The organism is Streptomyces sp. NPDC049687, assembly GCF_044465285.1.
Taxonomy (GTDB): domain Bacteria; phylum Actinomycetota; class Actinomycetes; order Streptomycetales; family Streptomycetaceae; genus Streptomyces.
Genome location: NZ_JBITLN010000010.1, coordinates 1 through 26,886 on the forward strand (window position 1 = coordinate 1; position 26,886 = coordinate 26,886).

Sequence of the window (26,886 nt, forward strand, 5' to 3'; positions counted from 1 at the left end):
AGGATCATCATGTAGCCGGTGTGCCGCCAGCAGGCGGCGACCAGGATGGCCCACAGGTTCAGGTGCGGGTCGCCGATCCAGTCGATGTAGTGGCCCGGCTTGTTGGCCCCGATGACGCTGTTGATCAGGCCGGTGTCGGGGTTGTAGACCAGCTGCCAGACGAACCCGGTGACCGCCAGCGAGACGACGACCGGGAGGAAGAAGGCGGTCTGGTAGACCCGGCTGAAGCGGATCTTCTTGTCCAGCTGGACCGCGAGGAAGAGCCCGAGCGGGGTCGGGATCAGGATCAGCACGACGAACCAGATGACGTTGTGCTGGACGGCGGGCCAGAACTGCGGGTTGTTGGTGAACAGCTCCCTGAAGTTGTCCAGCCCCACCCAGGTGATGGAGTCGAAGCCGATGCCGTCCCAGGTGGTGAAGGCCAGGGCGATCGAGGCGAGGGCGGTGACCCAGACCAGGGTCACGTGCAGGACCGTCGGCACCCCGGCCATCAGGCCGAGCGTGAGCCGGTCGCGGCGGGTCAGCAGGCGCCGGTGGCCCCGCGGAACCCGCTTCGTGGAGGAGGCGGCGCCCGGAGGCGGCACGGCGGCCGCCTCCCGGGTCTTCGTGGTGTCGATGCTCATGTCGCTGGAAGGGTCCTCGCCTCAGCCGGACGCGAAGATCGTCTTCTTCTGTCGCTCGATCGAGGACAGCAGGCTGTCGACGCCCTTGGGGTCACGGACGAACTTCTGCAGCGCGGGCTGCATCACCGTCGAGGTGAAGTCCGGCCGGCTGTCGCGGTCCATGAACTGGGTGAGATGCTTCGCGCCGCTGATCATCTCGTAGGCCTTCTTCTGCAGGGGGCCGTAGCCGGAGGTGTCGGCCTTCGTGGAGGCGGCGATGAGGCTCGGGTCGGCCTTGAGGTAGGTTTCCTCGGCCTGCGGCGTGCCCAGGAATTCGAGCAGTTCGACGGAACCGGCGTGGTTCTTGGGGCTCTTGCTGAGCATGATGCCGTCGGTCGGCGCTTCCACGGTGTCCTGGCCGTGGGCGGGGTCGATCTCGGGGAAGGCGAAGAAGTCGAGGTCGTCCAGGTCGGCCTTGTCGGTGAACTGCTGGGCCACGAACATGCCGAGCATATACATGCCGGCCTTCTTGGCCACCAGGGTCTGGGCGGCGTCCTGCCAGGTACGGCCGACCGCGCCCTCCTGGTGGTAGGGGAGGGTCTCGGCCCAGGTGTCGAAGACCTTGCGGACCTTGGCGTCGGTCCAGGAGGCCTTGCCCGCCATCAGCTCGACGTGGAAGTCGTAGCCGTTGAGGCGGAAGTTGATCTGGTCGAAGGAGCCCATCGCCGGCCAGGCGTCCTTGTCGCCGAACGCGATGGGCACCAGGCCGTCCTTCTTCATCTGCTTGCACAGGGCGACGTAGGCGTCCCATGTGGCGGGGACCTCGTAGCCGTACTTCTGGAAGAGGCTCTTGCGGTAGAAGACCGCCCACGGGGACGTGGTCAGTGGTACCAGGTAGTACTTGCCGTCCTGACCCTTGCTCAGGTCGTGCATGGCGGTGGGGAAGTTGCCCCCGATCGTCTTCCACACGTCGTCGATGGGGGTGGCCAGCCCCTTGGCCGCGAAGAACTGCATCCGGTAGCCGGCGAACCACTGGAACACGTCGTCCGGCGTGCCCTGGAGGTAGGAGTTGATCTGTTCCTGGAAGGTGCCGTGGTCCTTGGTGTTGATGGCGACCTTGATCCCGGACTGCTTCGTGAAGGCCGCGTAGACGTCGCCGTATGCCTTCTTCGGGACGGCGTCGGAAGCGTTGGAGCCCACGGTGACGGTCTTGGAGTCGGTCGCGGTGCCGCTGCCGCCGCAGGCGGACAGCAGCGGGACACCAGCACCGAGCAGAGCGGCTCCGCCCAGCCCGCGCAGCACGGTTCGGCGACTGGTTCCGGGCACGGACTGACCAAGGGATGAATGGCGCATTTCGGCTCCTGACAGGGCTGGCGGTGCCCAGGCAATGGCACGTCAGCGCGAAGGGGTAACGGCGAAAGAGGGTCGCCGGACGATCAGAACCAAACACGATCGAACAAACACGATCGGGCGGATGCCAGGAAGCGTGAACGCTCCGTGGACTCGCTGTCAAGACTCCGCATGCAGCGAACCATGACGGCCGGACCGGCGAGACCTCGCACCTGTCGGCGGCCGGACCGGGCCGACAGGGCCGGCCGTCACGCCGCTTCCCTCTGGGAAATATCCGCCTGACCAGCATCGACACCGTCCCGGCATGGACTCCTGGGCCCGCGCGACGGTCTGCTCCGCGCGGCTGCCGACCCCGGCGGCCGCCAATCCGTTCGGCAAGTGGCGTTGCGCGAACTCTTGACGAGCGGTCGGTGGATGCGTAGACATTGACCGCGCGGTCAGACCGCGCGGTCATGTCACTGACCTCGCACGATGTAGGCACGCTCGTTGGGAGACTCCATGACGACAGGGGCACTGCGGGGCGCGAGCGCCTCCGCGCCGCGTAGTGCGGACGTGGCCACACCGGCCGGCGTCTCGCGCAAGACGGTCTCACGGGTCCTCAACAACGAGCCGTACGTCTCCGAAGAGGCCCGCCGACGTGGCCGCGCGGCCGCCGAGGAGCTCGGCTACCGACTGAACAACGCGGCAAGGGCTCTGGCCCCCGGACGCACCCGGTCCATCGGCGTGGTCGCTCTGCGAACCGCCGGGTACGGAACCGCCTCCCTGACCGCGGACTGTCCTGGACCTTCGTCAGCAACATCGCCACCGGTGGCGAGGCGATCTCCAGCAACGGCCACACACCGGTGTGGGAGCCGTTCTTCCTGTTCGCCGACGGCCGGCTCATCGCCTACTACTCCGACCAGCGTGACACCGCCTACGGGCAGAAGATCGACCACCAGGTCTCCACGGACCTGCGGACCTGGGGTCCGGTCGTGGACGACGTGACGAAGCCGACCTATGCCGACCGGCCGGGCATGCCGGTGGTCACCCGGCTGCCCAACGGCAACTACGTGATGACCCACGAGTACTGCGGGGCGCCCGAGGGCGGCTGCTCCGTGTACTACAAGATTTCCGCCGACCCCGAGGCGTTCGACTCCGCCACCGACCGGGTGCCGCGGGCGACCGACGGCACCATCCCCAGCGGAGCGCCCTACGTCACCTGGCTCCCGACCGGCGGCCCCAACGGCACCACGTCTTCAGGTGGGCCGGCGTCACACTGAGGCCGGGGCAGAACACGGTGACGGTCACCGCGACCGTCAACGGCTCCCCGTACACCGACAGCGTCGACTGGACTCTCGGCTGAGAATCTCAGAAGGAGCTGGTCGGACACCGGCGTCACGCCACGGCCACGCGGTCACTGGTCCGTTTCCGCGCCGATGAGGACGAAGGCCATCGTGACCGGTCGGCCGCTGCGGTTGCGCCAGGCGTGGCGGGTGCCGTTCTGGATCACGATGTCTCCTGCCGCGAGCGGGGTGCACTGACCGTCGTCGAGTTCGAGGACGATCTCGCCCTGCAGCACGATGCCGTAGTCCACGGTCGGCGTGGTGTGCATGCCGTCGGGCTCGATGAGTTCCGCGATGCCGGGTGAGTCGGCCCGCTGTTCCCGGTCGAAGGCGACCGGGTCGAAAGCCGGGTCGGCCATCGCGGCCTCCGGCGGGAACGTCAGGACGATGAACCGGGTGCCGCCGGGTGCCGGAAGCAGGTTGGTGACCTTCGGGGTGGGGTCCTCGCCGGTCCGGCTGACCGGTGCGCCGGCTTCGGTGGCCCAGGGCAGGCGGGAGACCCAGCCGGGCAGGCTGGTGAACTCCCGGCTGCGCGGGACGGGGCCGTCGCTGACAACCACCGACTTGCCGTGCTCGTCATGGCCGGTGACGACTCTGCGCATGGTCTCTCCTCGGTCGGTCTGTGGGGTACGCGGCAGCGCTCGGGTCAGTCGGGCCGGCCGCTGACGGGTTCGGCGTGGGTGCCGACGGCGACCGCCCAGGCGTCCAGGACGTCCGCCACCGTGGGGACGGGCGCCCGGAGCAGGGCCGATGCCGCGGTGCGTACGAACAGTCGGTGCCGGTCGTCGGTGAGGTACTCCACCGGGGACTTGCCGTCCACGCGGGCGAGCAGCAGAGCCGGCAGCAGTGCCGCGGCTCGCTCCTCGATGACGGGTCGGGGCTCCCAGTCGACACACCGGAGGTACTCCTCGACCAGCGCCCGGGCGCAGGACAGCAGTTCACCGCGGCGTCCGGGCACCACCAGGGTCTTGAGGAGGAGATGGTTGACGCAGAAGGCCACGTCGAAGGCCGGGTCGCCGTACCAGGCGCACTCGGCGTCCAGCAGCACGGGTCCCGCCGGGCCGACGAGGATGTTCTTGGGACTGACGTCCCCGTGCACCAGGGCCAGGCGCGTGGTGGACGTGCGGTCGGCGAGGCTCTGGAGGATGTCGTCGAGCTCGGGATGCGCCGCCGCGGTGGCCAGCAGATACGGCTCGATGCGCAGGGCGTGGAAGTTGTCGTCCGTGGCGAACTCGGCGGCGATGGCCGCGTCACCCGCGCTCGCCGCGTGCAGGGTGCCGAGTACCTCTCCGACGGCCGCCGCGGTCGCCACCTCCACCTCGCCGCCGAGCAGTCGTGCCTTCCACATGGGGTATCGACCGGGGGGCAGGTACGCCATCGCGAAAAGGCCGGCTTCGGCGTCCTGGGCCAGCAGCTCGGGCACGTTGTCGGGCCGGTGCCGGGAGGCGAACCGCATCCATGCCCATTCGTAGGCGTTGCGCGAGACCGGTGCCTCCCAGTCCGCCGCGACCCGCAGCCGGGCCAGGGCCCGCTTGACGCACAGGGAACGCCCCGGCAGGTCCACCCGCCACAGGTCCGACGAGACTCCGCCGGCCAGCGGCGTCCAGTGGGCGGTCTCGCCGGGCCGGGCGAGTCGGTGGGCGATCAGGAAGTCGGCCAGCAGGGGGTCCGGACTCGCCGGCACGGAGGTCGGGCTCATCGCCGGCCGCCCGGAACGGCGGGGCGGTCGCCGGGGATGTTGCAGGGGTGCGTCGGTGCCTCGCCCGCGAGGACACGGACGACCTCCTCGGCGGCGCGGCGGCGCAGTTCTGTCACGGAGGCGTCGGAGGAGAAGGCCACGTGGGGGGTGAGCAGCACACCGGGCTGGTCCAGCAGCGCGGTGGGCACATGGGGTTCGCTCTCCAGCACGTCGAAGGCGGCTCCGTCCAGTCGTCCGCCGTTCAGTGCGTCGGTGACCGCGTCGGTGTCCACCAGACCACCGCGGCTGACGTTGACCAGCAGCCCGCCCGGCTTCATCGCCGCCAGTTGCTCGGCACCGATGAGGTGGTGGGTGCCGGGCGTGAGCGGCACGTGGAGGATCACCACGTCGCTGCGGCGCAGCAGTTCCTCCAGGTCCACCATCTCCACCCCGGGGGCGTCCCTGGGCGGGTGCGGGTCGTGGGCGAGGATCCGGCAGCCGAACGCACCGAGCTTGCGCACGGTGGCTCGTCCGATACGTCCGTACCCGACAACGCCGCAGGTCAGCGTCGACAGTCGGCGCAACCGGGCGCTCGCGGGGTCCCAGCGGCCCGCGCGGACCTCCCGGTCGGACCGGGCCAGTCCGCGCGTCCATGCCAGCACCATGCCGACGGCATGGTCGGAGACTTCCTCGACGCAGTAGTCGGGAACGTTCGTCACCCACGCACCCCGCGCGGTGGCGGCGTCCACGGCGATGTTGTCGAGACCGACCCCGAGCCTGGCCACGATCCGCAGCTCCGGCGAGGTGCCGATCGCGGTGGCGGAGACAGGCGCCCAGCAGGTCAGGATCCCGGCGGGCCGGTGTGCGGCGACCAGGTCCTCGATCACGTCGGCTGAGGCGGGCTCGGCAGGGCCGGTCACCAGGGTGTGGCCCGCTTCCTCGATCACGGATCGCTCGACGGAGTCGTCGGGCCAGGCATGGTCGGTGAGCAGCACGGTGCCTGGGCGGCTCGATGGTTTCATGGCAGGTCGTCCTCGCAGAGTCGTGCGGCCGCCGCCGGCGGCCGGGCGTCCCGCCCTTCACGTCCGGTCAGCAGGTTCGATCGTCATCCGGAAGGGCGACCGACGGCATGTCCGATGAGGCCGTTGGCCGCCATGGGCGGGGTGGGGAGGGTCACTGGGCTCGGGTCGGGACGCCGGCACCCGCCGACTTGTGGTCGGTTCGGGCGCCGCGGTACGTCCCGGGAACGGGTCACGAGATGCCGGGGCACGTCGAGTCACTCTGTCACAGCCACGCAGTGCTAACGATAGCACCGACGCCCTTCGGAACGTCAAGAGCCCGGCCGCGGACTCGGTCGCCGACACCCCGCCCGCGTTCGCCGGGAAGCGCGGAACCGGCCGACGCGGGGAAAACACGGACCGCCGAAGAAATCCCCTGCCCGCGTCTTGACGCATGAGGGACTTCGCATTCAAGGTTTCTGCCAACGCCGACCGCGTGACCGATATGTGTCCGCACGAGGTCCGGCTGTCGACGACGCCACAGCCACGGACGTCACCGACGGGCGATACACGAATGAATTCCGCACGCGGCGTCCGACCGCGCTGCGGCCCATCGCCCCATTCCACCGATCGGCGACCACCTCACCGTCGCCGACGCGAGTCCGTGTTCAGCTCACCGCTTCTCGTCATCGCCGTACGACCCCGTACCGGCGAGGCATCCGCCGCGGCCTGCCGCGGCCCATTCCTCCTCAGGAGCCGCCATGACTCACGCAGCGCAAGTCGACACCCATCCCGTGCCCGCCGACGACACGCAGGAAAGCAACCGCGCACCCATTTCCAGGGGCATGACCGGGGTGGGCTTCCTGCTGGTGGTGCTCTCCTACATGGTCAACGCGATGGACCGCCAGGTCTTCCCCCCGCTGCTGCCCGACATTCGCCAGGGCTACGGCTTCTCCCTGGAGCAGGGCGGACTGCTGGCCACGAACTTCACGCTCGGCATGGCCCTGGCCGGCCTGCCCGCCGGCTACCTCCTGGACCGCTTCCGGCGCAAGACCGTGCTCCTGGTCAGCATCGTGATCTACTCCCTGGGCACGATGGCCACGCCACTGGCCGTCGGCTTCGCCGACATGACCGTGTACCGCGTCGTCTCCGGCTTCGGCGAGGGCATGCAGTCCGCCGCGATCTTCGCCGCGCTGGGCGCCTTCTTCACCCACCGGCGGGGCCTGGCCTTCGGCATCATCGGCGTGGGCTACTCCATCGGCGTGTTCGTCGCCCCGCTGATCGGCGTCCGGCTCATGAACCTGCACGGCACCTGGCACGCGCCCTTCTACCTGTTCGGTACGGCCGGCCTGCTGATCGCCGCCGCCTCCCTCTTCCTCGTGAAGACCGGCCTGACCGAGCACGCCGTCGAGAAGGCCGTCTCGACCAGGACCTACGAGTACATGCCGGCCTCCGCCTACAACCGCAACAGCATCGCGCTGGCCGTCCACTCGGTGGTCAGCGGTGTGGCCATCTACGGGTTCCTCGGCCTCTACCCGACGTACCTCATCACCTCGCTGCACTACACCTCCGAGCAGGCGGCCCTCGCCATGAGCCTGCTGGGCTTCGGCGGCATGACGGCCCTCCTCGGGGGCTGGCTCGGCGACCGTATGAACCAGCGCACCCTTCTGATCGGGAGCCTGCTGGCCGTCTCGGCCGTCGCCGTGTGCATCTACGAGACCCGGGCCGGCGTCGGCGCGCAGTGCGCGTTCGCCTTCCTCATGGGCGCCTTCGGGCTGGGCTTCATCTACCCCAACACCAACAGCGCGATGCAGCGGGCCGTCCGACCCGAGCAGATCGGACGCGCCTCCGGCCTCTTCGTCACCAGCTACTACGGAACGGCGGCGTTCTCGGGACTGCTGTTCGCCGCCCTGGTGGACTCCGTCGGCTGGAGCCGGGCCGGCCTCCTTCAGGTCACGTTCCTGCCGCTGGTGGGTGTCGTCGCCCTGACCTTCGTCCGCCCGTCGCTGTTCAACAACGCGGACCGCTGAGCGGCCGCGCCTGAGCGGTCCCGGTGAGCGGGGTGACAGGGGTGCCCCCGCTCGAGCGAAGTCGGGAGGGGGGAGTCGGCAACCGACGACACCTCGGCAGACGCGCGCGCCACACCCCGCAGACACGCAAGGGGGTTGCCCACCACCGTTCGGTGGTGGGCAACCCCCTTTCTCGGCCTACGGCGGGTCCCGGAGTCAGAGGCTCTCGGCGACGACGGGGTTGCGCAGCACACCGATGCCCTGGATCTCGACCTCGACCTCGTCTCCGGGGCGGATCGGACCGACACCGGACGGCGTGCCGGTCATGATCGCGTCACCGGGCAGCAGCGTCAGATACCGGCTCAGGTAGGCGACGATGTCGGGCACGGCGAGCAGCAGGTCGGCCGTGCTCGCCGACTGCACGACCGTCCCGTTCACACGAGTGGTCAGCGACAGCCCGGACGGGTCGAGTTCGGTGGCGATGACCGGTCCGAGGGGAGCGAAGGTGTCCTGTCCCTTCCCGATCAGCAGCGTCCCGAACGCACTCTCCTTGCGCTGGACGATGCGGTCGCTGACATCATTCCCGCACGTGTAGCCGAGGATGTATTCATGGGCCTCGGAGGGCTTCACATGGCGGGCTTCCTTTCCCATGACGACGACCAACTCGCCCTCGAAATGGATAAGTTCACCGTCCACTGGAAACACGATCGCGTCCCCCGGCCCAATGACAGCCGTGCTCGGCTTCATGAAGCAGACGGGAACTTCCGGAATCTCACGCTCGGTCTCGTCGATGTGTGAGGCGTAGTTGTAGGCGAACCCGAAGATCCGGGGCCGCTCGAGCGGTGGGAGAACGACGACGTCACCGACATCGTCGACGCACCCTGTGGCGACCAGTCCGGTGAAGGGATCGCCTTCGAATCTGGCGATCCGCGTGTCACCGAATTCGAGTTCCCCGTAGTGCCGCACACCGCCGACGGCATACCTGACGATTCGCAAAGGAGACCTCCGCAATTGGGCAGCCGGGGGCGGCTGCACGGCCCATCCAGCAATGCTAACGTTAGCACGAAGCAGATGATTGGTCCGGCGCCCCACTCGTCCGGCCACGGAGCACGACAGCAGCGCTATCGTTGGCACACGGAAAGTGACCGCACCAGGATCCGGTAGCTCGAAGGGGCCTCTAAGTGATCACCACCAGGGACATCGCCGAACACCTCGGCGTCTCCGTCTCGACCGTCGGCCGGGCACTCGCCGACGATCCGCGCATCAGCGAGGAGACCAAGTTCCGGGTCCGCCAGGCCGCTTCCGAGATGGGATACGTCGGCAACCGCGCGGCGCGGATGATGCGGGGCGCGTCCAGCAACGTGGTCGCGCTGGTGATCCCGGACATCCGCAACAGCTTCTACTCGACCATCGCGCACGAGCTGTCCAAGAACATGGAGGCCGAGGATTACCAGCTGATGCTCTCGGAGACCGACGACGACCGGATGGTGGAACTGCGCCATCTGCGGGAGCTTTCGGCGAACCGCGTCGCGGGCGTCATCATCGTGCCCACCGCGCGTCCGCACGGCGAATCCGTCAAGCTCCTGCGCGCCCTGCCGCACCTGCAGCTGCTGCGCCGCCACACCCTGCTCGGATCCCAGTGGTTCGGCGTGGACGACCACGAGGCGCTGCGCCAGGCCACGGCGCACCTGGTGGCCCAGGGGCACACCCGCATCGCCTACATGGGCGGCCCCGAGGAGCTGCCCACGGGTGCCGAGCGTCTGCGCGGCTTCCGCAGCGCCCTGCGCGAAGGCGGCCTGCCGGACGATGCCGGGCGCGCGGAGCTGGGGCCGCCGTCGTCCGTGAACCACGGCCGCGAGACGGTACGCCGGCTGCTCGAGGGTCCGGATGCGCCCACCGCGCTCGTACTGGGATCGATCCAGCTCACGCTGGGCGTCCTGGAGGAGTTGTCCGCGCAGAACGTGAAGGTGCCCACGGACCTGTCGGTGGTCGGGTTCGGGGACGAGCCCGGCTTCTCCTGGTGGGGTCCCGGACTCACCACGATCGGTCTGCCGATCCAGGAGATGGCCACCGGCTGCGCGCTGTGGCTGATGCGCCGGCTCAAGACCAAGCCGAGCAACGACGGCCCGTACACCTCCCTCTCGCCCGGAACGCTGCTCCTGCGCGGCAGCACCGCACCACCCGGCGACCGGCTCCCGTCCCCGTCCGGCTGACCGCGGAGCGACATCGGCCGCACGTGCCGAGGCGCCCGGAGCGATACACCCCGGGCGCCTCCGTACCGCCTGCGCGGATCAGTGCGCTGCGCCGCGCAGCCGGCGCATGACGCGCGCCGTGCGCGCCGGCTCGTCGAGCACCTGCTCCGCAGCGGTCTCATGGATCTCGCCCGCCCGGAACGCGCCGCCCTCGACCCGCTCGCTGACGAACGGGATGCTCACGGTCACGGAAGCGTGAGTTCGCGCAGGTCGACCACGTGCGACTCGGACTCGTCGCACTCCGCGACCCGGATGGTGAACCAGTCCGCGACGGACCTGCCCACACGTCCGGGACGCGTGCTCGCGACGACAGTGGTGAGGGTCATCGGTGCCACGGAGGGCTCGGCTGTCGTGTCGGCTCGCTTTCGGTCCGGCCGCGGTCCGGCCCGGCGGGCCCACGCCCACCTGTGCTGTCCGTCCGTCCAGGAGGAGCGCAGGTCCGCCGGAGTCCTCACCGGAGCGGACCAGTTGTGCGAACGATAGCATTGGCGCTGAAGGACACCAAGAGGTCGGCAGCCGCTCCTGACGGTCCGAAATGGAGAGGCACCTCCCCCTTGACACCGAGACAAGCGCTGCGCACCATTGCGCTATCGTTAGCATTTGCCGCAGCGCCCCTCGCCTTCGCATCCCCACTCCCGTCGGCCCGGCGGCGGCGACGAAGAGAGCCGTACGACGCTTCGCTCGCCCTCTGCCCCGGCGCCCCGCCGATCCGGATGCCGCACCGCGAGGTCGGCTGCGCCCCGGAGGGCCCTGCCGCGAGGGCAGGCCCGGCCCGGCCCCCCGATGGTCCGAACTCCGAAAGGTTGCACCGCCATGACAGACGCGCGGATCGCCAGGCTCTACGGCCGCAGGGTGTGGGACTCACGCGGCCGGCCGACCGTCGAGGTCGAGGTCCACCTCGGGGACGGCGCGGTCGGGCGGGCCATCGCGCCGGCGGGCGCCTCCATGGGCCAGGGCGAGGCCCTCGATCTGCGCGACGGGGGCGAACGCTTCGGCGGGCTCGACGTCCACCGCGCGGTGGGCTCGGTGAACGACGAGATCGCTCCCGCTCTCCTGGGCCTCGACACGACCGATCAGGAAGCCGTCGACCGGCTCCTGGTGGACCTCGACGGCACCCCCGACCGCAGCCGCCTCGGCGGCAACGCCATCGTGGCCACCTCCATGGCGATCCTGCACGCCACCGCCGCGTCGGCAGGCGTGCCCCTGTGGCAGCACCTGTCCGGCGGGCGTCCGGTCCGCATTCCCCTGCCGGAGATCCAGATCTTCGGCGGCGGCGCCCACGCGGACCGCCGCGTCGACGTGCAGGACTTCATGGTGGTCTGCCCCGCGGCGGCGACTTTCTCCGAGGCCCTGGACTGGACGGCGGAGATCTACCGGGCGGCCGGCAGCCTGATGCGCGCGGCGGGCAAGGCCCAGGGCGTGGCCGACGAGGGCGGCTTCTGGCCCGCGTTCGACTCCAACGAGGAGGCCCTGGAGACGCTGACCCTGGCCATCGAGACCGCCGGCTTCACACCGGCGGCCCAGGTCGGCATCTCCCTGGACGTCGCGGCCTCCCAGTTCGGCGGCGGCGGGCGGTACACGCTCGCGCTCGACGACCGCACCCTGGACACCGCGGCGCTGATCGACATGCTCGGCGGCTGGATCGAGCAGTACCCGATCCTGTCCGTCGAGGACCCGGTGGGCGAGGACGACCAGGACGGCATGGTCGAGTTCACCCGGCGCTACGGCCACCGCTGCCAGGTGATCGGCGACGACTACCTCGTCACCAACGCCAAGCGGGTGGAGGCGGCGGCCACCGACGGCGCGGCCAACGCCGTCCTCGTCAAGCCGAACCAGGCCGGCACGGTCACCGAGGCCCACCAGGCGCTGCGCGCCGGAAAGGACGCCGGCTTCGGCACCATCGTGTCGGCCCGCTCCGGTGAGACCGAGGACATCACCATCGCGCACCTGAGCGTCGGATGGGACGCCGGCCAGCTCAAGGTCGGCTCGTTCACACGCTCCGAGCGTATGGCCAAGTGGAACGAGGTTCTGCGCATCGAGGAGTCGCTCGGCGATGCCGCGGAATTCAGCGGATGGTCCGCCTTCACATTCGCCGATTCCGCACCTGCCACGAGGCGATAGAAAATCCAGCAGTATTGAGTTCAGTGGAATACAGAGCCGACCGGAGCACGGAGACCAGCATGCTGCCCCCCGTCAACCTGCGCCCGAGTTTCAACATCACCCGAACCAGCCATGTGCGTCTCACCGTGGCCGACCTCGCCGAATCCCGGAATTTCTACGTGAACGCCCTCGGACTCGTCGTCAGCGACGAGGACGAGCGCACCTGCTACCTCCGCGGCCTCGCCGAGGCATGCCACCACAGCCTCGTGCTGGAGCTGGACGCGGAAGGGGCCGGCGCCTGCCGGAGGATCGGTTTCCGCGTCTTCTTCGACGAGGACCTCGACATCGCCTACGCGTGGTTCCGCGACCGGGGGCTGCCCGCGGAGTGGGTCGACCTCCCCTACCAGGGCCGTACCCTGCACGTCAGCGACCCCACCGGTACACCGCTCGAACTCTGCGCGCACATGGAGACGCGCCCGCGGCTGCACATCGGCTTCGAGCACCACAAGGGTGCCCACGCCCAGCGGCTGGACCACTTCCAGACCTTCGCACCGAACGCCTACGAGCTGACCGCGTTCTACGGCGAACTCGGCTTCCGCAACTCCGAGTACCTGGCCCACGGCGACAAGCTGCTGAGTGCGTTCATGTACCGCAAGGGCACCTGCCTGGACCTCGCGATCGTGGAGAACACCGGCCCCGCCCTGCACCACTTCGCGTACACCGTCTCCGAGAGCCGTGACATCTTCACCGCCTGCGACTGGGCGGGCATCCTCGGCTACGGCGAGGGCGTGGAGCGGGGTCCGGGACGTCACGGCCCGGGCGGGATGCTCTTCACCTACCTCCGCGACCCCGACGGCCACCGGGTGGAGGTCTTCAACAGCCACTACCAGACGATCGACACCGAGGTGGAGCCCGTCCGCTGGGACGCGGGATCGCTGAGCACGAACGTCCGCTGGGGGCTTCCGGCGCTGGAGAAGTGGTACTTCGAGGCGTCGCCCTTCGTGGGCGTGAAGCAGACCCCGCCGGCCGAAACGCCGCAGCCGATGACGCTCGAGCGGTTCCTGCTCGAACAGTCCACGCACTGACCCTTGAGCCCCCGAGGAGACGCCATGGCACGAGTTCCCTATCTGCGCCGCGAGGACGCGGACGAGTCGCACAAGCCCCTGTACGACCGGCTGGAAGCCGAACGCAAGGTACCGACGGCGAACATCTTCCTCGCCCTCGCCAACGCGCCGGACCAGCTGGACGGCTTCCTGACCTACGCCAACGCGCTGCGGGCCGGAGAGCTCAGCCCCGCACTGCGCGAACTGGCGATCCTGACCGTGGGGCACCTCACCCGCTCCGCGTACGAGGTGGCGCACCACCACTCGCACGCGCTGCGGGCCGGGCTCACGGAGGAACAGATCGCCGCGGTGGGCGACTTCGAGAGGGCCGAGGTGTTCGACGAGACGGAGAAGGCGGTGATGCGCCTGGCCAAGGAGTCCACGCTCCGGGTCGACGTCTGCGAGGAGACCTGGCGTGCCGCTGCCGAGCGCCTGCCCCGGAAGCAGATGGTCGAGCTCGCGCTGTCCATCGCCTGGTACAACTCCGGCGTCCGCATCATGGGCCTGCTGGACATCGACCTCGAAGACAACTACGCCAACCCGTTTCCGAATTCGTAGTTCTGGGCGCCGATTCGGCCCGTCAGTAACCGAGATGTGATTACCGAGCCGCCGTTCCGCCGCCTCGGTCGCCGAAAGGAAAGTCTCCGGCCCCCGATCGTCGGGACGGAACAGTTTCAAGGAGTATTTCAATGGCGAAAATGCTCGCTGCTCGACTGCACGCGCTCGGTGAGCCGATGTCCGTGGACACGGTCGACGTGCCCGTCCCGCGGGCGACCGACGTCCTGGTACGGGTCAAGGCGTGCGGAATCGTGCCGAACATGGCCAACGTGATCAACAACTGGCCCACCTGGTATCCGCACCAGCCGCTGCCCAAGCTGCCCGCGATCTTCGGTCTGGACCCGGCGGGCGTGGTCGAGGCGGTTGGCGAGGCGGTGCTCAACACCAAGCCCGGCGACCGGGTCTATGTGAGCCCGCTGCGGTCCTGCGGCAGCTGTCAGGTGTGCCGCGGCGGCGAGCTCAGCCGCTGCCGCTACTTCACCCTGAACGGCTACTTCAGCACCTCCCGGGACGGTCAGCGGATCTTCGACCTCTACCCCTACGGGGGTTTCTGCGAGTACATGACGGCACCGCAGCACGCGATCGTCAACATCCCCGACAACATGACGTTCGAGCAGGCCGGCAAGCTCGGCTACATCGGCACCTCCTACCGAGCCCTCGCGTGCGCGGCGGCCGGCCCCGGCCAGGTGGCGCTGATCGACGGGATCACCGGCACCCTCGGCGTCGCCGCCACCCTCCTCGCACTGGCCTCGGGTGTCTCCAGGGTCCTCGGGACCGGCCGCAACGAGGAGTTGCTCAAGCGCGTCCATGAGCTGGCCCCGGACCGGATCGAGGTCATGCGGCTGGGCGAGCGCTCCTCCGGCGAGTGGGCGAAGTCCCGCACCGGCGGCGAGGGGGCGGACTTCGTCATCAGCGCCCTGGGTGCCAAGGCTCCCGTGGAGACCATGCTCGACTCCATGCGGGGTGTCCGCCGCGGCGGCAGGGTGGTCAACGTCGGCGGTGTGGCCGACCGGCTGTCCCTGGACGTGAAGTGGCTCATGGACGAGCAGGTCCAGCTGATCGGCTCCAACTGGTTCAGCACCGCGCAGGGCCAGGAGGTCGCCGACATGGTGGCGACCGGGGCTCTGGACCTGTCGTACCTGATCACGAAGCCCTTCCCGCTGGCCGAGGTCAACGAGGCGATCTCGGGACGCGCGACGGACCTCGACGGCGGGTTCAGCAACTACGTCGTGATCCCCTGAACGGCGGATCCCGCACACTCACCCCGCGGCGGTCCTGTTCTGCCCCGACACCGCCGCGGGGTGCCCACCCACGGCCGCGGCGACCACGGGTGCTCTCGGCGGCAGGACGGAGGAGCCGATGGAACTGCGCTGGCTGGAATCGTTCGTCACCGTCGCGGAGGAACTGCACTTCGCGCGCGCCGCGGACCGTCTGCACCTGGCCCCGTCAGCCCTCAGCGCCCAGGTCAGAGCCCTGGAGTCGCACCTGGGCGTACGGTTGATCGACCGCGGCCGGCGCACCCGCCCGGCCCTGACCGGTGCCGGGCGGCTGTTCCTCGAAGAAGCGCGGCTCACCCTCGCTCAGGCCGCCCGGGCCGTGGCGGTGGGCCGGCGCGCCGGGCGCGGCGAGCTGGGGCACGCCCAGATCGCGTACGTCGCCTCGGCCGCGTTCTCGGGGGTGCTGACCCACGTCCTCACCCGCTGCGCAGCTCCCGGGACCGATCTGACGGTGCAGGTACGCGAGTTGGAGACCCCGGCCCAGCTGGAGGCGCTGGCCTGCGGGGACATCGATGTCGGCTTTCTGCGCTGGCGGCCGGAGTACCCGCCCGAAGTCACAGCCATCTGCCTGCTCACGGAGGAGGTGGTCCTGGCGCTGCCTGTCGATGCGCCGCTGGCGGCGTACGAGGCGGTCCCGGCCGCGAAGCTGCGCGACGAGTGCTTCGTGGCACCGCACTTCGACGAGGAGTACGGCTGCCGCGACCAGATCCTCGAAGTGGCGGAGCAAGGGGGTTTCAGCCCGCGATGCGCTCCCCCGGTCCGGGACTTCATCGCCGCGCTCACCCTGGTGGGCGGTGGTCTCGCGGTCGCCCTGGTCCCCGACTCCCTGCGCCGCGTCCGGATCCCAGGGGTCGCCTACCGCCCGCTGGCTGACGTGGCGCCGACCACCCGGCTGGTGGGTGCCTACCGCCGGGGTGAGACCTCGCCCGCGGTGCGCGGTGTGATCCGCAGGCTGCGGGAGGCGTCCACCGCGACGGTCACGGCCGGCTGAAACCCCGGTGCGCCGGCCGGTGTCAGCGCATGCCTGACACCCGGTCGGCGAACGCGGTCCCGGATGCCCACGGCTGCCTCCGCCGGCTCCCCTCTCCCGCCGCCGGGCCGCCCCGGTCGTGATCGTCGTGCTCCCCACGGCAGCGCCGGTCAACGACGGACCCACGCATCTTTGTACGCGGATGACGCACCGTCCGAGCAGGTCAGAGGGGGTGCACCCGGCCTAGGCTCGATACGGAACCACAGTCCGTGGTGGCACCGTTCGGCCGCCACGGACGGAGGAACAGGCGGAGGAGCACATGACATCGATCAAGCACGTGGGCGTCGTCGGCGCCGGCCAGATGGGCCGGGGAATCACCGAGGTCTGCGCCCGGGCCGGACTGCGCGTCACGCTGTGCGACGTGACCGAGGACCGGGCCCGCGCCGGCCTCGCGGGGGTGGCGGACTCCCTGCTCAAGGCGGAGCAGCGCGGCGCCATCGGGCCGGAGGACCGCGCACACGCCCTCGCCGGGGTCGCGGCCACCGCCGACCTCTCCCGCCTGTCCGGCGCCGACCTGGTCATCGAGGCCGCCGTCGAGGACGAGGAGGCCAAGACGGAGCTGTTCCGGCAGCTGGACAAGGTGGTCACCGACCCGGCAGCCGTACTCGCCAGCAACACCTCCTCGATTCCCATCGCCCGGCTCGCCGCCGCGACCGGACGACCGGAGGCCGTGGTGGGCCTGCACTTCTTCAACCCCGTCCCCGTCATGCCCCTGGTCGAGATCATCCCCACGCTGCACACCTCCAAGGCCACGGAACAGCGCGTGCGCGCCTTCGCGGGGGACGTGCTGGGCAAGAAGACCGTCGTGGCCCAGGACCGGGCGGGATTCGTGGTGAACTCCCTGCTGATTCCTTACCTGTTGGCGGCGGTGCGGATGGTCGGCTCCGGCACGGCGACGGCGGAGGACATCGACACCGGGATGACGGCCGGCTGCGCCCACCCCATGGGCCCGCTGCGCCTCGCCGACCTCATCGGCCTCGACACCGTGGCGGCCATCGGCGAGGCGCTGTACGAGGAGTACCGGGAACCGCTGTACGCACCGCCCCCGCTGCTGCGCCGCATGGTCGAATCGGGCCTGCTGGGCCGTAAGTCGGGACAGGGATTCTTCACCTACGGGGCGGCCTGCGGGCAGCGGCCGGATTCGGGACGGGCCGCACCCCCGTCAAGGCGGCCCTCGCATGTCGGAGCCTTCGGATCGGCCTGAGCGGGACCGGTCCAGGGACAGGACGGGACCGGAACGGCTTGAAGAGATACGGCGGCGTGCGTCTGCACGCCGCCGTTGTCCGGCCGAACTGCTCGTCCTGCACGGAGCTTGCGAGGTGACCGCGGCGGTGGCCGCCGCAAGAGCTCCCCCGCGAGCCGGAAAGCCACGATCCCCTCCCGCCGCTCCGGCGTACGGCGGAGGGCCGGACCGGTCCCGGACCAGCCCGGCCCCCCCGATCCGGGCGCACTGCCGCAGTCCGGTGCCGGTGCCCTCCGGTTCGTTCCGCACACCGCCGCTCAGGGCTCAGCCGCGCCTCCTCGCAGTGGAGGGCGTGGTCCGCGCCGGTCAGGGTGTGTTACGGGACCCGTACGACGGTGTCCACGGCGTTGCTCCCTCGGCCTTCCCCCGATTCAGCGGTACGCCGGCCGGCCGGTGATCGCCTGTCCGACGACCAGGGTGTGCATCTCACTGGTGCCTTCGTACGTCAGCACGGACTCCAGGTTGTTGGCGTGGCGCAGCGGCGAGTACTCGAGGGAGATGCCGTTGGCACCCAGGACGGTGCGGCACTCGCGCGCGATGGCGAGGGCCTCGCGGACGTTGTTGAGCTTGCCGACGCTGATCTGTTCGGGCCGGATGCGGTGCTGGTCCTTGAGCCGGCCCAGATGCACGGCCAGCAGCGCGGCGGTGCCCAGGGACACGGTCATGTCGGCGAGCTTCTTCTGCGTGAGCTGGAAGGCGCTGATCGGCTTGTCGAACTGCACCCGGGAGTCGGCGTATTCGACGGCCGCCTGGAGCGAGTCGCGGGCGGCGCCCACCGCGCCGAAGAGGATGCCGAAGCGGGCCTCGTTCAGGCAGGACAGTGGTCCGCGCAGACCCTCCGCCAGCGGAAGCCGTGCCGAGTCGGGCAGTCGTACGTCGTCGAAGGAGAGCTCCGAGGTGATCGAGGCGCGCAGCGACATCTTCTGCTTGATGTCCTGGGTGGTGAAGCCGGGCGTGCCGCGCGGCACGAGGAAGCCGCGAATGCCGTCCTCGGTCTGTGCCCACACGGTGGCCACGTCCGCGATACCGCCATTGGTGATCCACATCTTGGAGCCGTTGAGGATCCAGTCGCCGCCGTCGCGTACGGCCCGGGTGCGCATGCCGGCGGGGTTGCTGCCGAAGTCGGGCTCGGTCAGCCCGAAGCAGCCGATCGCCTCACCGGCGGCCAGCCGGGGCAGCCACTCCTGCTTCTGCTCCTCCGAGCCCCACTTCCAGATGGAGAACATCGACAACGAGCCCTGCACGGACACGAAGCTGCGGAAGCCGGAGTCCGCCGCCTCCAGCTCCAGACAGGCCAGTCCGTAGCCGACCGCGTTCGTGCCGGCACAGCCGTATCCTTCGAGATGCATGCCGAGGACGCCCAACTTGCCGAGCTCAGGGGCGAGTTCACGGGCGAAGTGGGCGTTCTCGAACCACTCGCCGACGTGCGGCCGCACCCGGTCGGCGAGGAACTTGGCCACGGTGGCCTGGATCTCCCGCTCCTCGTCGGTGAGGACGGAAGCGATGTCGAGCAGGTCGAGGGGGTCCTTCAGCGGCTTGCCGTTCATCCGGGGCTCCTTGTGGTCGTGGTTGTGTGTTCGGGCGCCGGGTCGGTAGAGGTGCCGACCTGGCGGTGGAGGATCTCTTCGGTGTGCTGGCCCAGCCGCGGCGGGGGCAGCAGGTACCGGGCGGGAGTTGCGCTCAGCGTGATGGGATGCGCGACTTGGCGGACGGGCGCGCCGCTCGCTCCTTCCGCCGTCGCGGCAGGGATCTCGACGATGCCGGGCAGGCCGAGTTGGTGAGCGAAGGCAAACGCCTCGTCGAGGCCGTTGACCGGGCCGGCCGGCACCCCTGCGGCCAGCAGGGCCGTCGACCACTGATCCGCGCCCGCGGTCCGCAGCAACCCGGTCAGGTTCTCCCGCAGCTCGCCGCGGTGAGCGACGCGATCCGTGTTGGTACGGAAGCGGTCGTCGAGCGCGAGACCGGGATTGCCGACGACCCCGGCCAGCGCGGCGAACTGCCTGTCGTTGCCCACCGCGAGGGCGATCGGGCGATCGGCGGTCGGGAACGTCTCGTACGGAGCGATGCTCGGATGCGCGTTGCCCATACGCCCGGGGACGACACCGGCGACGGCGTACGCCGATGCCTGGTTGACCATGGCCGACAGCAGCGAGCCGAGCAGGTTCACCTCCACGAGCTGCCCCTCCCCGGTGACGTCCCGGTGCCGCAGCGCCGCGAGGATGCCGAGCGAGGCATGCAGTCCGGTGATCACGTCGACCAGGGCCACGCCCGCCTTGACCGGTTCCCCGTCCGCGGTTCCGGTCACGCTCATCAGACCGCCGACAGCCTGCACGAGCAGGTCGTATCCGGGGATCGCGGCGCCCGCGCCTCTGCCGAAACCGCTGATCGAGCAGTAGATCAGCCCCGGATGGCGGGCCCGGAGTTCCTTGGGGCCGAGCCCCAGCCGCTCCATCGTGCCGGGACGGAAGTTCTCCACCACCACGTCGCACTCGGCGACCAGGGCTCGGGCCTGTTCGAGCCCGGCCCCGGTCGCGAGGTCCAGGACGACCGACCTCTTGTTCCGGTTGACGCTCAGGAAGTACGTCGAGGTACCGTCGCGGTCCGCGGGCGGGTGCCAGGCCCGGGTGTCGTCCCCGATGCCCGGCCGCTCGACCTTGATCACGTCGGCCCCGTGGTCGGCGAGGAGCATGGTGGCGTACGGCCCCGCGAGAACCCGGGAGAAGTCGGCGATGCGCAGACCGTGCAGCGCGCTCCGCCCCGCTCCGTCGAGACCGCCGGCCCGTCCGTCCGGCATGTTGTGCTGGGTGCTCACACACCCTCCTCTCTGATCGTCCCGCCCGCGTGACTCCGTCGGAGCCGGAGCGGGACCCTCACCACAGACGCGGCAGAGGCCGTGCCGACTCGGTGAGTTCGACGACGGGAAGGCCCTGCCCGATGGGTGCTCCGGCTCGTACGACAGTCACCCGCACGCCCACCCCCACCACGAACGGTGCCGTCCCCGTGACCTGGCAGAGCAGGTTGAAGCCCTCGTCCATGGCGACGAACCACGTGTTGTGGTGGGCGTGGCCGTTGCGGCGAACGACGACCCCGACGCCCGCGCTGCGTTCCCTGCTGAAGGTCATGGACCCGCAGGCACGGCAGAACGAGCGCCGGTAGGCCGGTGTGCCGCACCACACGCAGCGCTGGAAGAAGAGTTCGCGGCACCCCGCCGGTGCGGCCGGCGGGCCCGTCGGTGTCGCGTCGGCGGCAGCCGCGTCGGGGGTTTCCCGGGGCTCGGTGTGTTCTCGGGTTTCTGTCTGGAGCATCGCGGCCTCCCGCACGCAGTTCGGCGACCGGAAAACGGGTGATCGGAATCCGATGTCCCCCTCACCCTGGCCCGGCAGCGAATCGCCGGTCAACGACGAGATGGCGCATCTTTGTGCGCGGAAAACGTTCCATCCGCCGAGGTCAGAGCCGTCTGCACGGCATGGCTCCCACCGCGGGTCCCGCCGGCCGCGGGTGCTTGCGCACTCGTGATCACGTCGCGGAGACGTCGACGACCGCCTCGGCCCCGGCCAGCGCCGTATCCGGCCCGGCTCCGCTCAGCAGATCGACACCCTGCCCCCGCGACAGCGCCGCGGGCACGTGCCCGCGCGCCCGCAGTGCCCCCATCACGAGCCGTCCGGCCACACCCGTGCCACCGGCGATTGCGATCTTCATGCCGTCCCTGGGGGTGACCCGCGTTCGGGGGCGACATGCCGCCCATGGCGTAATCGGCTCGTCGGACCGGTCGGGGATGCGAACCTGTGCCGGTCGACAGCGTCGTGCCGCGCCGATCGGCGCTGCCTGCCGGACGGGTCCGAGAGCGTCGGACGGGTGCGTCGCGTACGGCCCCGTGGGTCGGGGTGTGAAGGCGCCGACGCCATTGCGGCCGGTACCGCCACGCACCGGCTGCGGTTCGACGAGGAGGCGCCGGGGCGCCCGCGGACAGCGCGTGGACGGGAGCCACCCCGATGCGTTCCCCATGCCCCGGGGCGAAGGGAAGCAGACAGCGATGACGGACGGTGGGCACGGACCGGACGGAGTTGGGGTGGACCGGTCGGAGGGGTTCGGCGAGCGACTGCTGGGTGTGCTGCTGGACCGGGCTCACGAGATGCCGCCGGACTTGATCGCCCCACTCGTCGCGGAGGAGGTGGCCAGGGTCGGGGGGCGGGAGGTCTCCATCCTCCTGCAGGACTACGAGCAGGTGCTGCTGGTGCCGCTGCCGGGCCGGAGGCTGAGGGTCGGTGGCCCCGAGCCGGTCGAGGACTCCCCCGCCGGCGAGGCGTTCCTGAGCCGCAGAACGGTGGAGGTGCCGCAGAACGGCAGTGTGCGGATGTACCTGCCGCTGCTGGACGGCAGCGACCAGATCGGGGCGATGGCCGTCACCCTGGACAGGGTCGACGACGACGACCGGCGGTTGCTCCGCAGACTCGCCGGCCTGGTCGCCGACATGATCGTCACCAAGGACGCCTACACCGACCAGTTCTTCCAGGCCCGCCGCAGCGCCCCGATGAGCGTGGCCGCGGAGATCCAGTGGTCGTTGCTGCCCCCGCTGTCGATGACGGTTCCGCAGGTCGAGGTGGCCGGAATCCTGGAGCCCGCCTACGACGTGGCCGGCGACAGCTTCGACTACGCCCTCAACGGCGACATCCTGCACGTGGCCATGCTCGACGCGATGGGTCACGGGCTGGACGCGGCGACCATGGCGACGGTGGCCGTCGGCGCCTATCGCCACACGCGACGTGCCCATACCGATCTGTCCCAGGTGTACGCGTTCATGGACAGCGCCATCAACCAGCAGTTCGGCCCGGAGCACTTCGTCACGGCGCAGATGATGATCCTGAACATCGCCACGGGCCGGCTGCAGTGGGTCAACGCCGGTCACCCGGCTCCGTTCCTGATCCGTGACCGCGCCGTGGTGGACCGGCTGGAGAGCCCGACCACGTTGCCGGTCGGGTTCGGCGGAGAGGAACCGGTGGTCAGCGAGCGGATGCTGCGCCCCGGGGACCGGTTGCTGTGCTTCACCGACGGCCTGATCGAGGAGCACGAGGCCGGCGGAGAACAGTTCGGCGAGGAGCAGCTCGTCGAGTGGACCAACCGCATCCTCCGCGACCGCACCGAGGTACGGGCGGTGGTGCGAGCGCTCTCCCACGCCCTGAAAGAGGAACGCGGCGGCACCACGAGCGACGACGCGACCATCTTCCTCGTCGAGTGGCGAGGCGGCGATGCCGATCATCTCGCCACCCTCGGCTGAGGCTCGCGTTTCTACTCTCGGTGCCTCAGCACTCTCCGGACCAGCAGGAAGGCCGCGATGGCGATCAGGGCGATCCCCATGAAGATCACGACTACCCCGACGACGACCAGAAGCATCCCGAGCAGGATCACCAGTGTCCCGATCAGAAGAAGAAACATCGCGAGGACGGTCACGGTCGCCTCCTGTCCCTCCTCCGACTCTGACTCCTCCCCGCCCTCCAGCGCAAACATTTCCGGATAAATCATCATGAGAGCGGTGCGGAGGTCGGTGCCGAGGTCGGCGCAGGCTTTGCGGAACGGCTGCGGGTCGGGCTTCTCGCGGCCTTGCCCGTAGGAGATGACACAGGTGTCGGTCAAGGCGTCCCGCCCGTGGTGGGCGAGGTGGTGCGCAGGTGGCACGCGAAATCGCTGACGGCGACCTGCTCGACCACCCACGCGGCCCCGCGCCGTGGGCGCGGGGCCGCGTGGGTCTTCGCCTTACCGGATGGTGCGGTAGGCGCGCTCCACTGTCTGGACCAGGGTGTTGCCGTCACGGTCGGTCAGCTCGGCTCGCAGGGAGACGGTGCCCGGCTGAGCGGGGTGGCGCAGTGACAGGTGGGTGCCGTCGACCTTCTTGGCCGCCTCCCAGGTCCTGCCCTCGTCGTAGGACACCTCGAAGGCCAGCTTCCGGACCGTGCGCGCGGTGGCGGCGCCCTCGACGGTGAAGGGCACCTCGAACGTCTCCCCGGCCTTCGCGGTGCTGGTCAGCGACAGCTCGGGGCGGAAACGGACCACGGACAGCGGCAGCCGGGTCCAGTCGTCCTCGGACACCTGCGCCGACCTGAACGTCCACTGTGCCCGCACTCGGGTGCTGAGCGAGAACAGCTCGGGGTCCCGGGAGGCGTCGAGGCTCAGCTCGTACCGGCGGTCCTCCGCGGGGACCGTGTACTCGGCGGAGAACAGCGGATCGCCGTCGGTGGGGATCTCCTCGCCGTCCGCGCGGAGCGAACTCTCCACCGTGTAGGTGCTGGCGTAGCCCACATGTCCGTCGCCGTCGGCGAACAGGGGCAGCACCGCCTTGACCGTGTTCCCGCGCCGCGCGAGACCGGGCCGCGTCAACTCCGGTTCGTCCTCGGCCGCGGACAGGGTCGGGCCGAAGACACCGACGTTGAACCGACGGGTGTAGCTCTTCCCCGGCTTGAACGCCGTGTACGGATCGTCCAGCGAGGCCGCCAGGTCCCACATGGTGTAACCCCACTTGAGGCCATTGCCGAGGACGTATTCGGTGGTCCGCAGCGGCAGTTCCAGCTCGGGGAGGGCGCTGTAGTCGGCCCCGAAGCCGTCGGGCGTCAGGGGCACCGTCGCGATCTGCGCGTTCTGGTCCGGGCCGGGCGTGCCCACGGTCAAGTCGATCTTGGCGAGGTCCTCGCGCCGGACACGTGCGGTGAAACCGCCGAGCGAACCCGTACGGTTCCACGCCATGCGGTAGTTCACGGCGTGCCCGTCGGCGTCCTGACGGGTCCAGAAGCCGCTGTACTGGGCGTATGCCGCGTCCTTCGGTGCCTTGGGGCCGATGTGCGCGACCTTGAAGCTCTGGAAGCCGGGGTAGGCGAGGACGACCGGCTCGAGGGGCTGCCCGTCGGAGCGGGTGTAACCCGGGATGAGCTGGGCGTGGTAGTTCTCGGCCTGCGCGTCGGGGACGGTGACCCGCGCGGGCTTGGCCTGTCCGGCGTCCATGACGATGGTGGTGTCCTTGTCCAGCTGGACGGCCGGAGCCAGGAAGAGGGATTCGGCGGCGGAGGCGTCGGCGGCGCCGAGGAACCCGGTGAGCGCGTAGCCGCCCTTGGGCAGTCGCACCGTGAGCTCACCGTCCGCCGGGTCGGCGACCTCCTTGTGGAAGTCGCGGTCCCGGCCGTCGATCGCCGTGAACCCCCTGCCGGTCGGCTTGCCTTCGTCGTCGAGCTGCTTGATGGTCAGGTCGTACGACTCGACCTCGCGCTCCACCCCGAAGGCGGTGCGCACCGCGGTCTCGCCGTCGGCCGAGGTCGCGGTCACCGAGCCGCCGTAGGAGCCGTCGGCGTCGCCGCCGACCCGGGTGTCGGCGGTCACCGTGGCACTCGCCGTACCGCCCGCCGGGACGCTCAGCTGCCGCGTCGAGATCTGGAACATGCCCTCGGGAGCGGGCTTGCCGTCCACCCCGAGCGCCTCGACGCCCAGGTCGAGGACGACCGGTTCGGTGCCGAGGTTGCGGTAGGTGATCTCCTTCGTCACCGGCTGGTCGTCGGTGTGCGGCCACTGCTGGAGGCCGAAGCCGAGCGGGCCCTGTTCGGTGACGACGGTCTGCCCGATCGCCCGGGCCACATCGGTGCGGCCGGTGCCCTGCTGGTACGCGCTGTAGGGGCCGGGCTTCGTCGAGGCGGTGAGAGCCGCCTTGATCCGCTCGCCGGTCCAGTCCGGGTGCCGCTGCGCCAGGATGGCGGCGGCGCCGGCGACATGCGGGGTGGCCATCGACGTACCGCTCAGCGTGGCGTAACCGGGCGTGCCCGAGGGAGACCCCTTCTCCACCCGGCTGCCGGTGGCGGCGGCGGCCGTGATGTCGACGCCCGGCCCGGTGAGGTCCGGCTTGACCCCGCCGTCGCCGACCCGCGGGCCGCGGCTGGAGAAGTCGGCGAGTTTGTCGGCCTTGTCCACCGCGCCGACCGTCAGCGCGGACTCGGCGCTGCCCGGTGACCCGACGGTGGACTCGCCCTGATCGCCCTCGTTGCCCGCGGCGATGACGAACAGCGTGTCACTTTCGGCGGAGAGACGGTTGACCGTCTCCTCCAGCGGGTCGACACCGGGCGTGTCCGTGCCGCCGAGGCTGAGGTTGACGACGTCGGCGCCCTGGGCCACCGCCCATTCCATGCCCGCGATGACGGAGGAGTCCGCGCCCTCGCCCCTGTCGTTCATGACCTTGCCGTCCAGGATTCGCGCGCCCGGCGCGACCCCCTTGAACGTGCCGCCCGACTTCGCACCCGTACCCGCCACCGTCGAGGCCACATGGGTGCCGTGACCGAACCGGTCCACACCGTCGGGGGAGTCGGAGAAGTTCTGTTCGGCGATCTCCTGGCCCGCGAGGTCGGGGTGTGTCTGGTCGACGCCGGTGTCCAGCACGGCGACCTTGACGCCGGTGCCGTCGTACCCGGCGTCCCAGGCCGTGGGAGTGCCCATCTGGGGCACGCTCTTGTCCAGGCTCGCCTTGCGCCTGCCGTCCAGCCAGACCTTCTTCACCTTCTTCACCGCCGGGGAACCGGTCAGCCGCGCGGTGCCCCGGCCGGACTCGCCGCCGTCGGTGAAGGTGTTCCAGAGCGCGGCGCCGCCGCGCTTGTCGGCGCGCAGCGCCACTCCGTTGACGCTGTCCAGCGTTCGGCTCACCCGCGCCCGTGCGTCACGGAAGGCGCTCGCGGACGGTGTCTCGTTCCCGTTGTAGGTGACGATCAGCGGCAGGTCGGACCGCCCGGCGTCGTCGTAGCCGTAGGCGAGCAGCTGGGTCACGTCGAACAGCCGCCGGTCCAGCGTGCCCTGGGCCACCGCGAGTGCCGCGTCGCCCGGGACGACGTAACTGTGCCCGTCGGCCTTCCGGAGGGAGAACGACGCGCTCTCGCGTCCTTCGGCCCGCTCGATCCCGGTGACCGAGCCGTCCGCGGCGATCGTCACCTTGTCGCCGGTGATCAGGGTCACCGTCTTCGCGCTCTTCGAAGCCGGACCGGACAGCGAGGTCCCCGAGTCCGGAGCGGCGGAGGAGGACGCGACGGCCTGGCTCACCCCCGGCATGCCGGTCGCGGCCAGTACGACGGCCATGGCGAGGACTTTCAGTGGGGTGGCCGCACGTAAGCGTCTGCTGGGCGGTAGGGGCATGGTCATCCCGTATCTCTCTCGGTGAGCGGTCGTGATCACGGTCACCGAGGCTGCAACCGCCATGTGACCGCGCCTGGACCGGCCGATAACGGAGCCGCAACGGCCGTCCCGGGCACTCGGCGCGGCACCGGAGCGACAAGGACGAAGATTGCATCGGTAACAGGCCAAGTACCTGAAGTTCGAAGGTTCGGTAAAATTTGCCGGACAAGGCTCG

Annotated in this window: 24 protein-coding genes and 1 pseudogene; 11 read left to right on the forward strand and 14 right to left on the reverse strand. The window is 70.1% G+C overall.

Annotation, left to right across the window (positions count from 1 at the left end; genetic code table 11):
* The coding region (locus ACIBVL_RS28470; protein ID WP_399101268.1) for a carbohydrate ABC transporter permease at nt 1–623 on the reverse strand (623 nt) is incomplete at its 3' end.
* Between the two features lie 21 nt (nt 624–644).
* Complete coding sequence (locus ACIBVL_RS28475; protein ID WP_399101270.1) at nt 645–1,955, reverse strand: ABC transporter substrate-binding protein; 1,311 nt, start codon at nt 1,953–1,955, stop codon at nt 645–647.
* 495 nt (nt 1,956–2,450) lie between these two features.
* Between ACIBVL_RS28475 and ACIBVL_RS28480 the strand changes: the two are divergent.
* Together ACIBVL_RS28480 and ACIBVL_RS28485 are read left to right on the forward strand one after the other, a co-directional pair.
* Nucleotides 2,451–2,717, forward strand: a pseudogene (locus tag ACIBVL_RS28480) (LacI family DNA-binding transcriptional regulator); the annotation flags it as partial.
* A 77-nt stretch (nt 2,718–2,794) separates the two neighbouring features.
* Nucleotides 2,795–3,211 (forward strand): hypothetical protein, encoded by a 417-nt coding sequence (locus ACIBVL_RS28485; protein WP_399101848.1) that lies wholly within the window; start codon nt 2,795–2,797, stop codon nt 3,209–3,211.
* A 134-nt stretch (nt 3,212–3,345) separates the two neighbouring features.
* Here ACIBVL_RS28485 and ACIBVL_RS28490 read toward each other — a convergent pair whose 3' ends face one another.
* The 3 genes from ACIBVL_RS28490 to ACIBVL_RS28500 are packed head-to-tail and all read right to left on the reverse strand — an operon-like array spanning nt 3,346 to nt 5,974.
* Entirely contained in the window at nt 3,346–3,876 is a 531-nt protein-coding gene (locus ACIBVL_RS28490) for a cupin domain-containing protein (protein ID WP_399101272.1), read from the reverse strand.
* A gap of 44 nt (nt 3,877–3,920) precedes the next feature.
* Nucleotides 3,921–4,973, reverse strand: coding sequence for a phosphotransferase family protein (locus tag ACIBVL_RS28495; protein ID WP_399101274.1), 1,053 nt, complete (start codon nt 4,971–4,973; stop codon nt 3,921–3,923).
* A complete protein-coding gene (locus ACIBVL_RS28500) occupies nt 4,970–5,974 on the reverse strand; it encodes a C-terminal binding protein (RefSeq protein WP_399101276.1) in 1,005 nt (334 codons plus the stop codon). Before ACIBVL_RS28500 ends, ACIBVL_RS28495 begins: the two co-directional genes overlap by 4 nt.
* Nucleotides 5,975–6,711: 737 nt before the next feature.
* On the opposite strand from ACIBVL_RS28500, the gene ACIBVL_RS28505 reads away from it, so the two are divergent.
* On the forward strand, nt 6,712–7,980 hold the full coding sequence (locus ACIBVL_RS28505; RefSeq protein ID WP_399101279.1) for an MFS transporter: 1,269 nt from the start codon (nt 6,712–6,714) through the stop codon (nt 7,978–7,980).
* Between the two features lie 195 nt (nt 7,981–8,175).
* Here the strand turns inward: ACIBVL_RS28505 and ACIBVL_RS28510 are convergent, their stop codons facing one another.
* Nucleotides 8,176–9,063, reverse strand: a complete 888-nt coding sequence (locus ACIBVL_RS28510; RefSeq protein ID WP_399101281.1) for a fumarylacetoacetate hydrolase family protein — start codon at nt 9,061–9,063, stop codon at nt 8,176–8,178.
* Nucleotides 9,064–9,140: 77 nt separating this feature from the next.
* Here ACIBVL_RS28510 and ACIBVL_RS28515 point away from each other — a divergent pair, with 77 nt between their 5' ends.
* On the forward strand, nt 9,141–10,172 hold the full coding sequence (locus ACIBVL_RS28515) for a LacI family DNA-binding transcriptional regulator (RefSeq protein ID WP_399101283.1): 1,032 nt from the start codon (nt 9,141–9,143) through the stop codon (nt 10,170–10,172).
* A 78-nt stretch (nt 10,173–10,250) separates the two neighbouring features.
* Here the strand turns inward: ACIBVL_RS28515 and ACIBVL_RS28520 are convergent, their stop codons facing one another.
* Nucleotides 10,251–10,400, reverse strand: a complete 150-nt coding sequence (locus ACIBVL_RS28520) for a hypothetical protein (protein WP_399101285.1) — start codon at nt 10,398–10,400, stop codon at nt 10,251–10,253.
* Nucleotides 10,397–10,537: a hypothetical protein gene (locus ACIBVL_RS28525; protein ID WP_399101287.1), complete on the reverse strand. Its 141-nt coding sequence runs from the start codon at nt 10,535–10,537 to the stop codon at nt 10,397–10,399. Before ACIBVL_RS28525 ends, ACIBVL_RS28520 begins: the two co-directional genes overlap by 4 nt.
* A 487-nt stretch (nt 10,538–11,024) precedes the next feature.
* Here ACIBVL_RS28525 and eno point away from each other — a divergent pair, with 487 nt between their 5' ends.
* From eno to ACIBVL_RS28555, 6 genes are all read left to right on the forward strand, one after another.
* Entirely contained in the window at nt 11,025–12,332 is a 1,308-nt protein-coding gene (eno, locus tag ACIBVL_RS28530) for a phosphopyruvate hydratase (RefSeq protein WP_399101289.1), read from the forward strand.
* A 59-nt stretch (nt 12,333–12,391) separates the two neighbouring features.
* Entirely contained in the window at nt 12,392–13,396 is a 1,005-nt protein-coding gene (locus ACIBVL_RS28535) for a VOC family protein (RefSeq protein WP_399101291.1), read from the forward strand.
* A 24-nt stretch (nt 13,397–13,420) separates the two neighbouring features.
* Complete coding sequence (locus tag ACIBVL_RS28540) at nt 13,421–13,972, forward strand: carboxymuconolactone decarboxylase family protein (RefSeq protein ID WP_399101293.1); 552 nt, start codon at nt 13,421–13,423, stop codon at nt 13,970–13,972.
* Between the two features lie 131 nt (nt 13,973–14,103).
* Entirely contained in the window at nt 14,104–15,213 is a 1,110-nt protein-coding gene (locus ACIBVL_RS28545; protein WP_399101295.1) for an alcohol dehydrogenase catalytic domain-containing protein, read from the forward strand.
* Nucleotides 15,214–15,331: 118 nt separating this feature from the next.
* Complete coding sequence (locus ACIBVL_RS28550; protein WP_399101297.1) at nt 15,332–16,240, forward strand: LysR substrate-binding domain-containing protein; 909 nt, start codon at nt 15,332–15,334, stop codon at nt 16,238–16,240.
* 298 nt (nt 16,241–16,538) lie between these two features.
* Entirely contained in the window at nt 16,539–17,483 is a 945-nt protein-coding gene (locus tag ACIBVL_RS28555) for a 3-hydroxybutyryl-CoA dehydrogenase (RefSeq protein ID WP_399101299.1), read from the forward strand.
* Between the two features lie 410 nt (nt 17,484–17,893).
* On the opposite strand, the gene ACIBVL_RS28560 is transcribed toward ACIBVL_RS28555, so the two are convergent.
* The 4 genes from ACIBVL_RS28560 to ACIBVL_RS28575 form a co-directional block, all read right to left on the reverse strand.
* Nucleotides 17,894–19,069 (reverse strand): acyl-CoA dehydrogenase family protein, encoded by a 1,176-nt coding sequence (locus tag ACIBVL_RS28560; protein WP_399101301.1) that lies wholly within the window; start codon nt 19,067–19,069, stop codon nt 17,894–17,896.
* Nucleotides 19,066–20,316 carry a CaiB/BaiF CoA transferase family protein gene (locus ACIBVL_RS28565; protein WP_399101823.1) on the reverse strand — a complete coding sequence of 417 codons (1,251 nt, stop codon included), beginning with the start codon at nt 20,314–20,316 and terminating at the stop codon, nt 19,066–19,068. Before ACIBVL_RS28565 ends, ACIBVL_RS28560 begins: the two co-directional genes overlap by 4 nt.
* Before the next feature lie 76 nt (nt 20,317–20,392).
* The gene (locus ACIBVL_RS28570; protein WP_399101303.1) at nt 20,393–20,827 is read right to left on the reverse strand and encodes a hypothetical protein; all 435 of its coding nucleotides are present in this window, start codon (nt 20,825–20,827) and stop codon (nt 20,393–20,395) included.
* A gap of 211 nt (nt 20,828–21,038) precedes the next feature.
* Complete coding sequence (locus ACIBVL_RS28575; RefSeq protein WP_399101305.1) at nt 21,039–21,221, reverse strand: hypothetical protein; 183 nt, start codon at nt 21,219–21,221, stop codon at nt 21,039–21,041.
* A gap of 334 nt (nt 21,222–21,555) precedes the next feature.
* Here ACIBVL_RS28575 and ACIBVL_RS28580 point away from each other — a divergent pair, with 334 nt between their 5' ends.
* Nucleotides 21,556–22,797 carry a PP2C family protein-serine/threonine phosphatase gene (locus tag ACIBVL_RS28580; protein WP_399101307.1) on the forward strand — a complete coding sequence of 414 codons (1,242 nt, stop codon included), beginning with the start codon at nt 21,556–21,558 and terminating at the stop codon, nt 22,795–22,797.
* A gap of 11 nt (nt 22,798–22,808) precedes the next feature.
* On the opposite strand, the gene ACIBVL_RS28585 is transcribed toward ACIBVL_RS28580, so the two are convergent.
* Together ACIBVL_RS28585 and ACIBVL_RS28590 are read right to left on the reverse strand one after the other, a co-directional pair.
* The gene (locus tag ACIBVL_RS28585) at nt 22,809–23,153 is read right to left on the reverse strand and encodes a hypothetical protein (RefSeq protein ID WP_399101309.1); all 345 of its coding nucleotides are present in this window, start codon (nt 23,151–23,153) and stop codon (nt 22,809–22,811) included.
* 120 nt (nt 23,154–23,273) lie between these two features.
* The gene (locus tag ACIBVL_RS28590) at nt 23,274–26,615 is read right to left on the reverse strand and encodes a S8 family peptidase (protein ID WP_399101311.1); all 3,342 of its coding nucleotides are present in this window, start codon (nt 26,613–26,615) and stop codon (nt 23,274–23,276) included.
* Between the last annotated feature and the right edge of the window lie 271 nt (nt 26,616–26,886).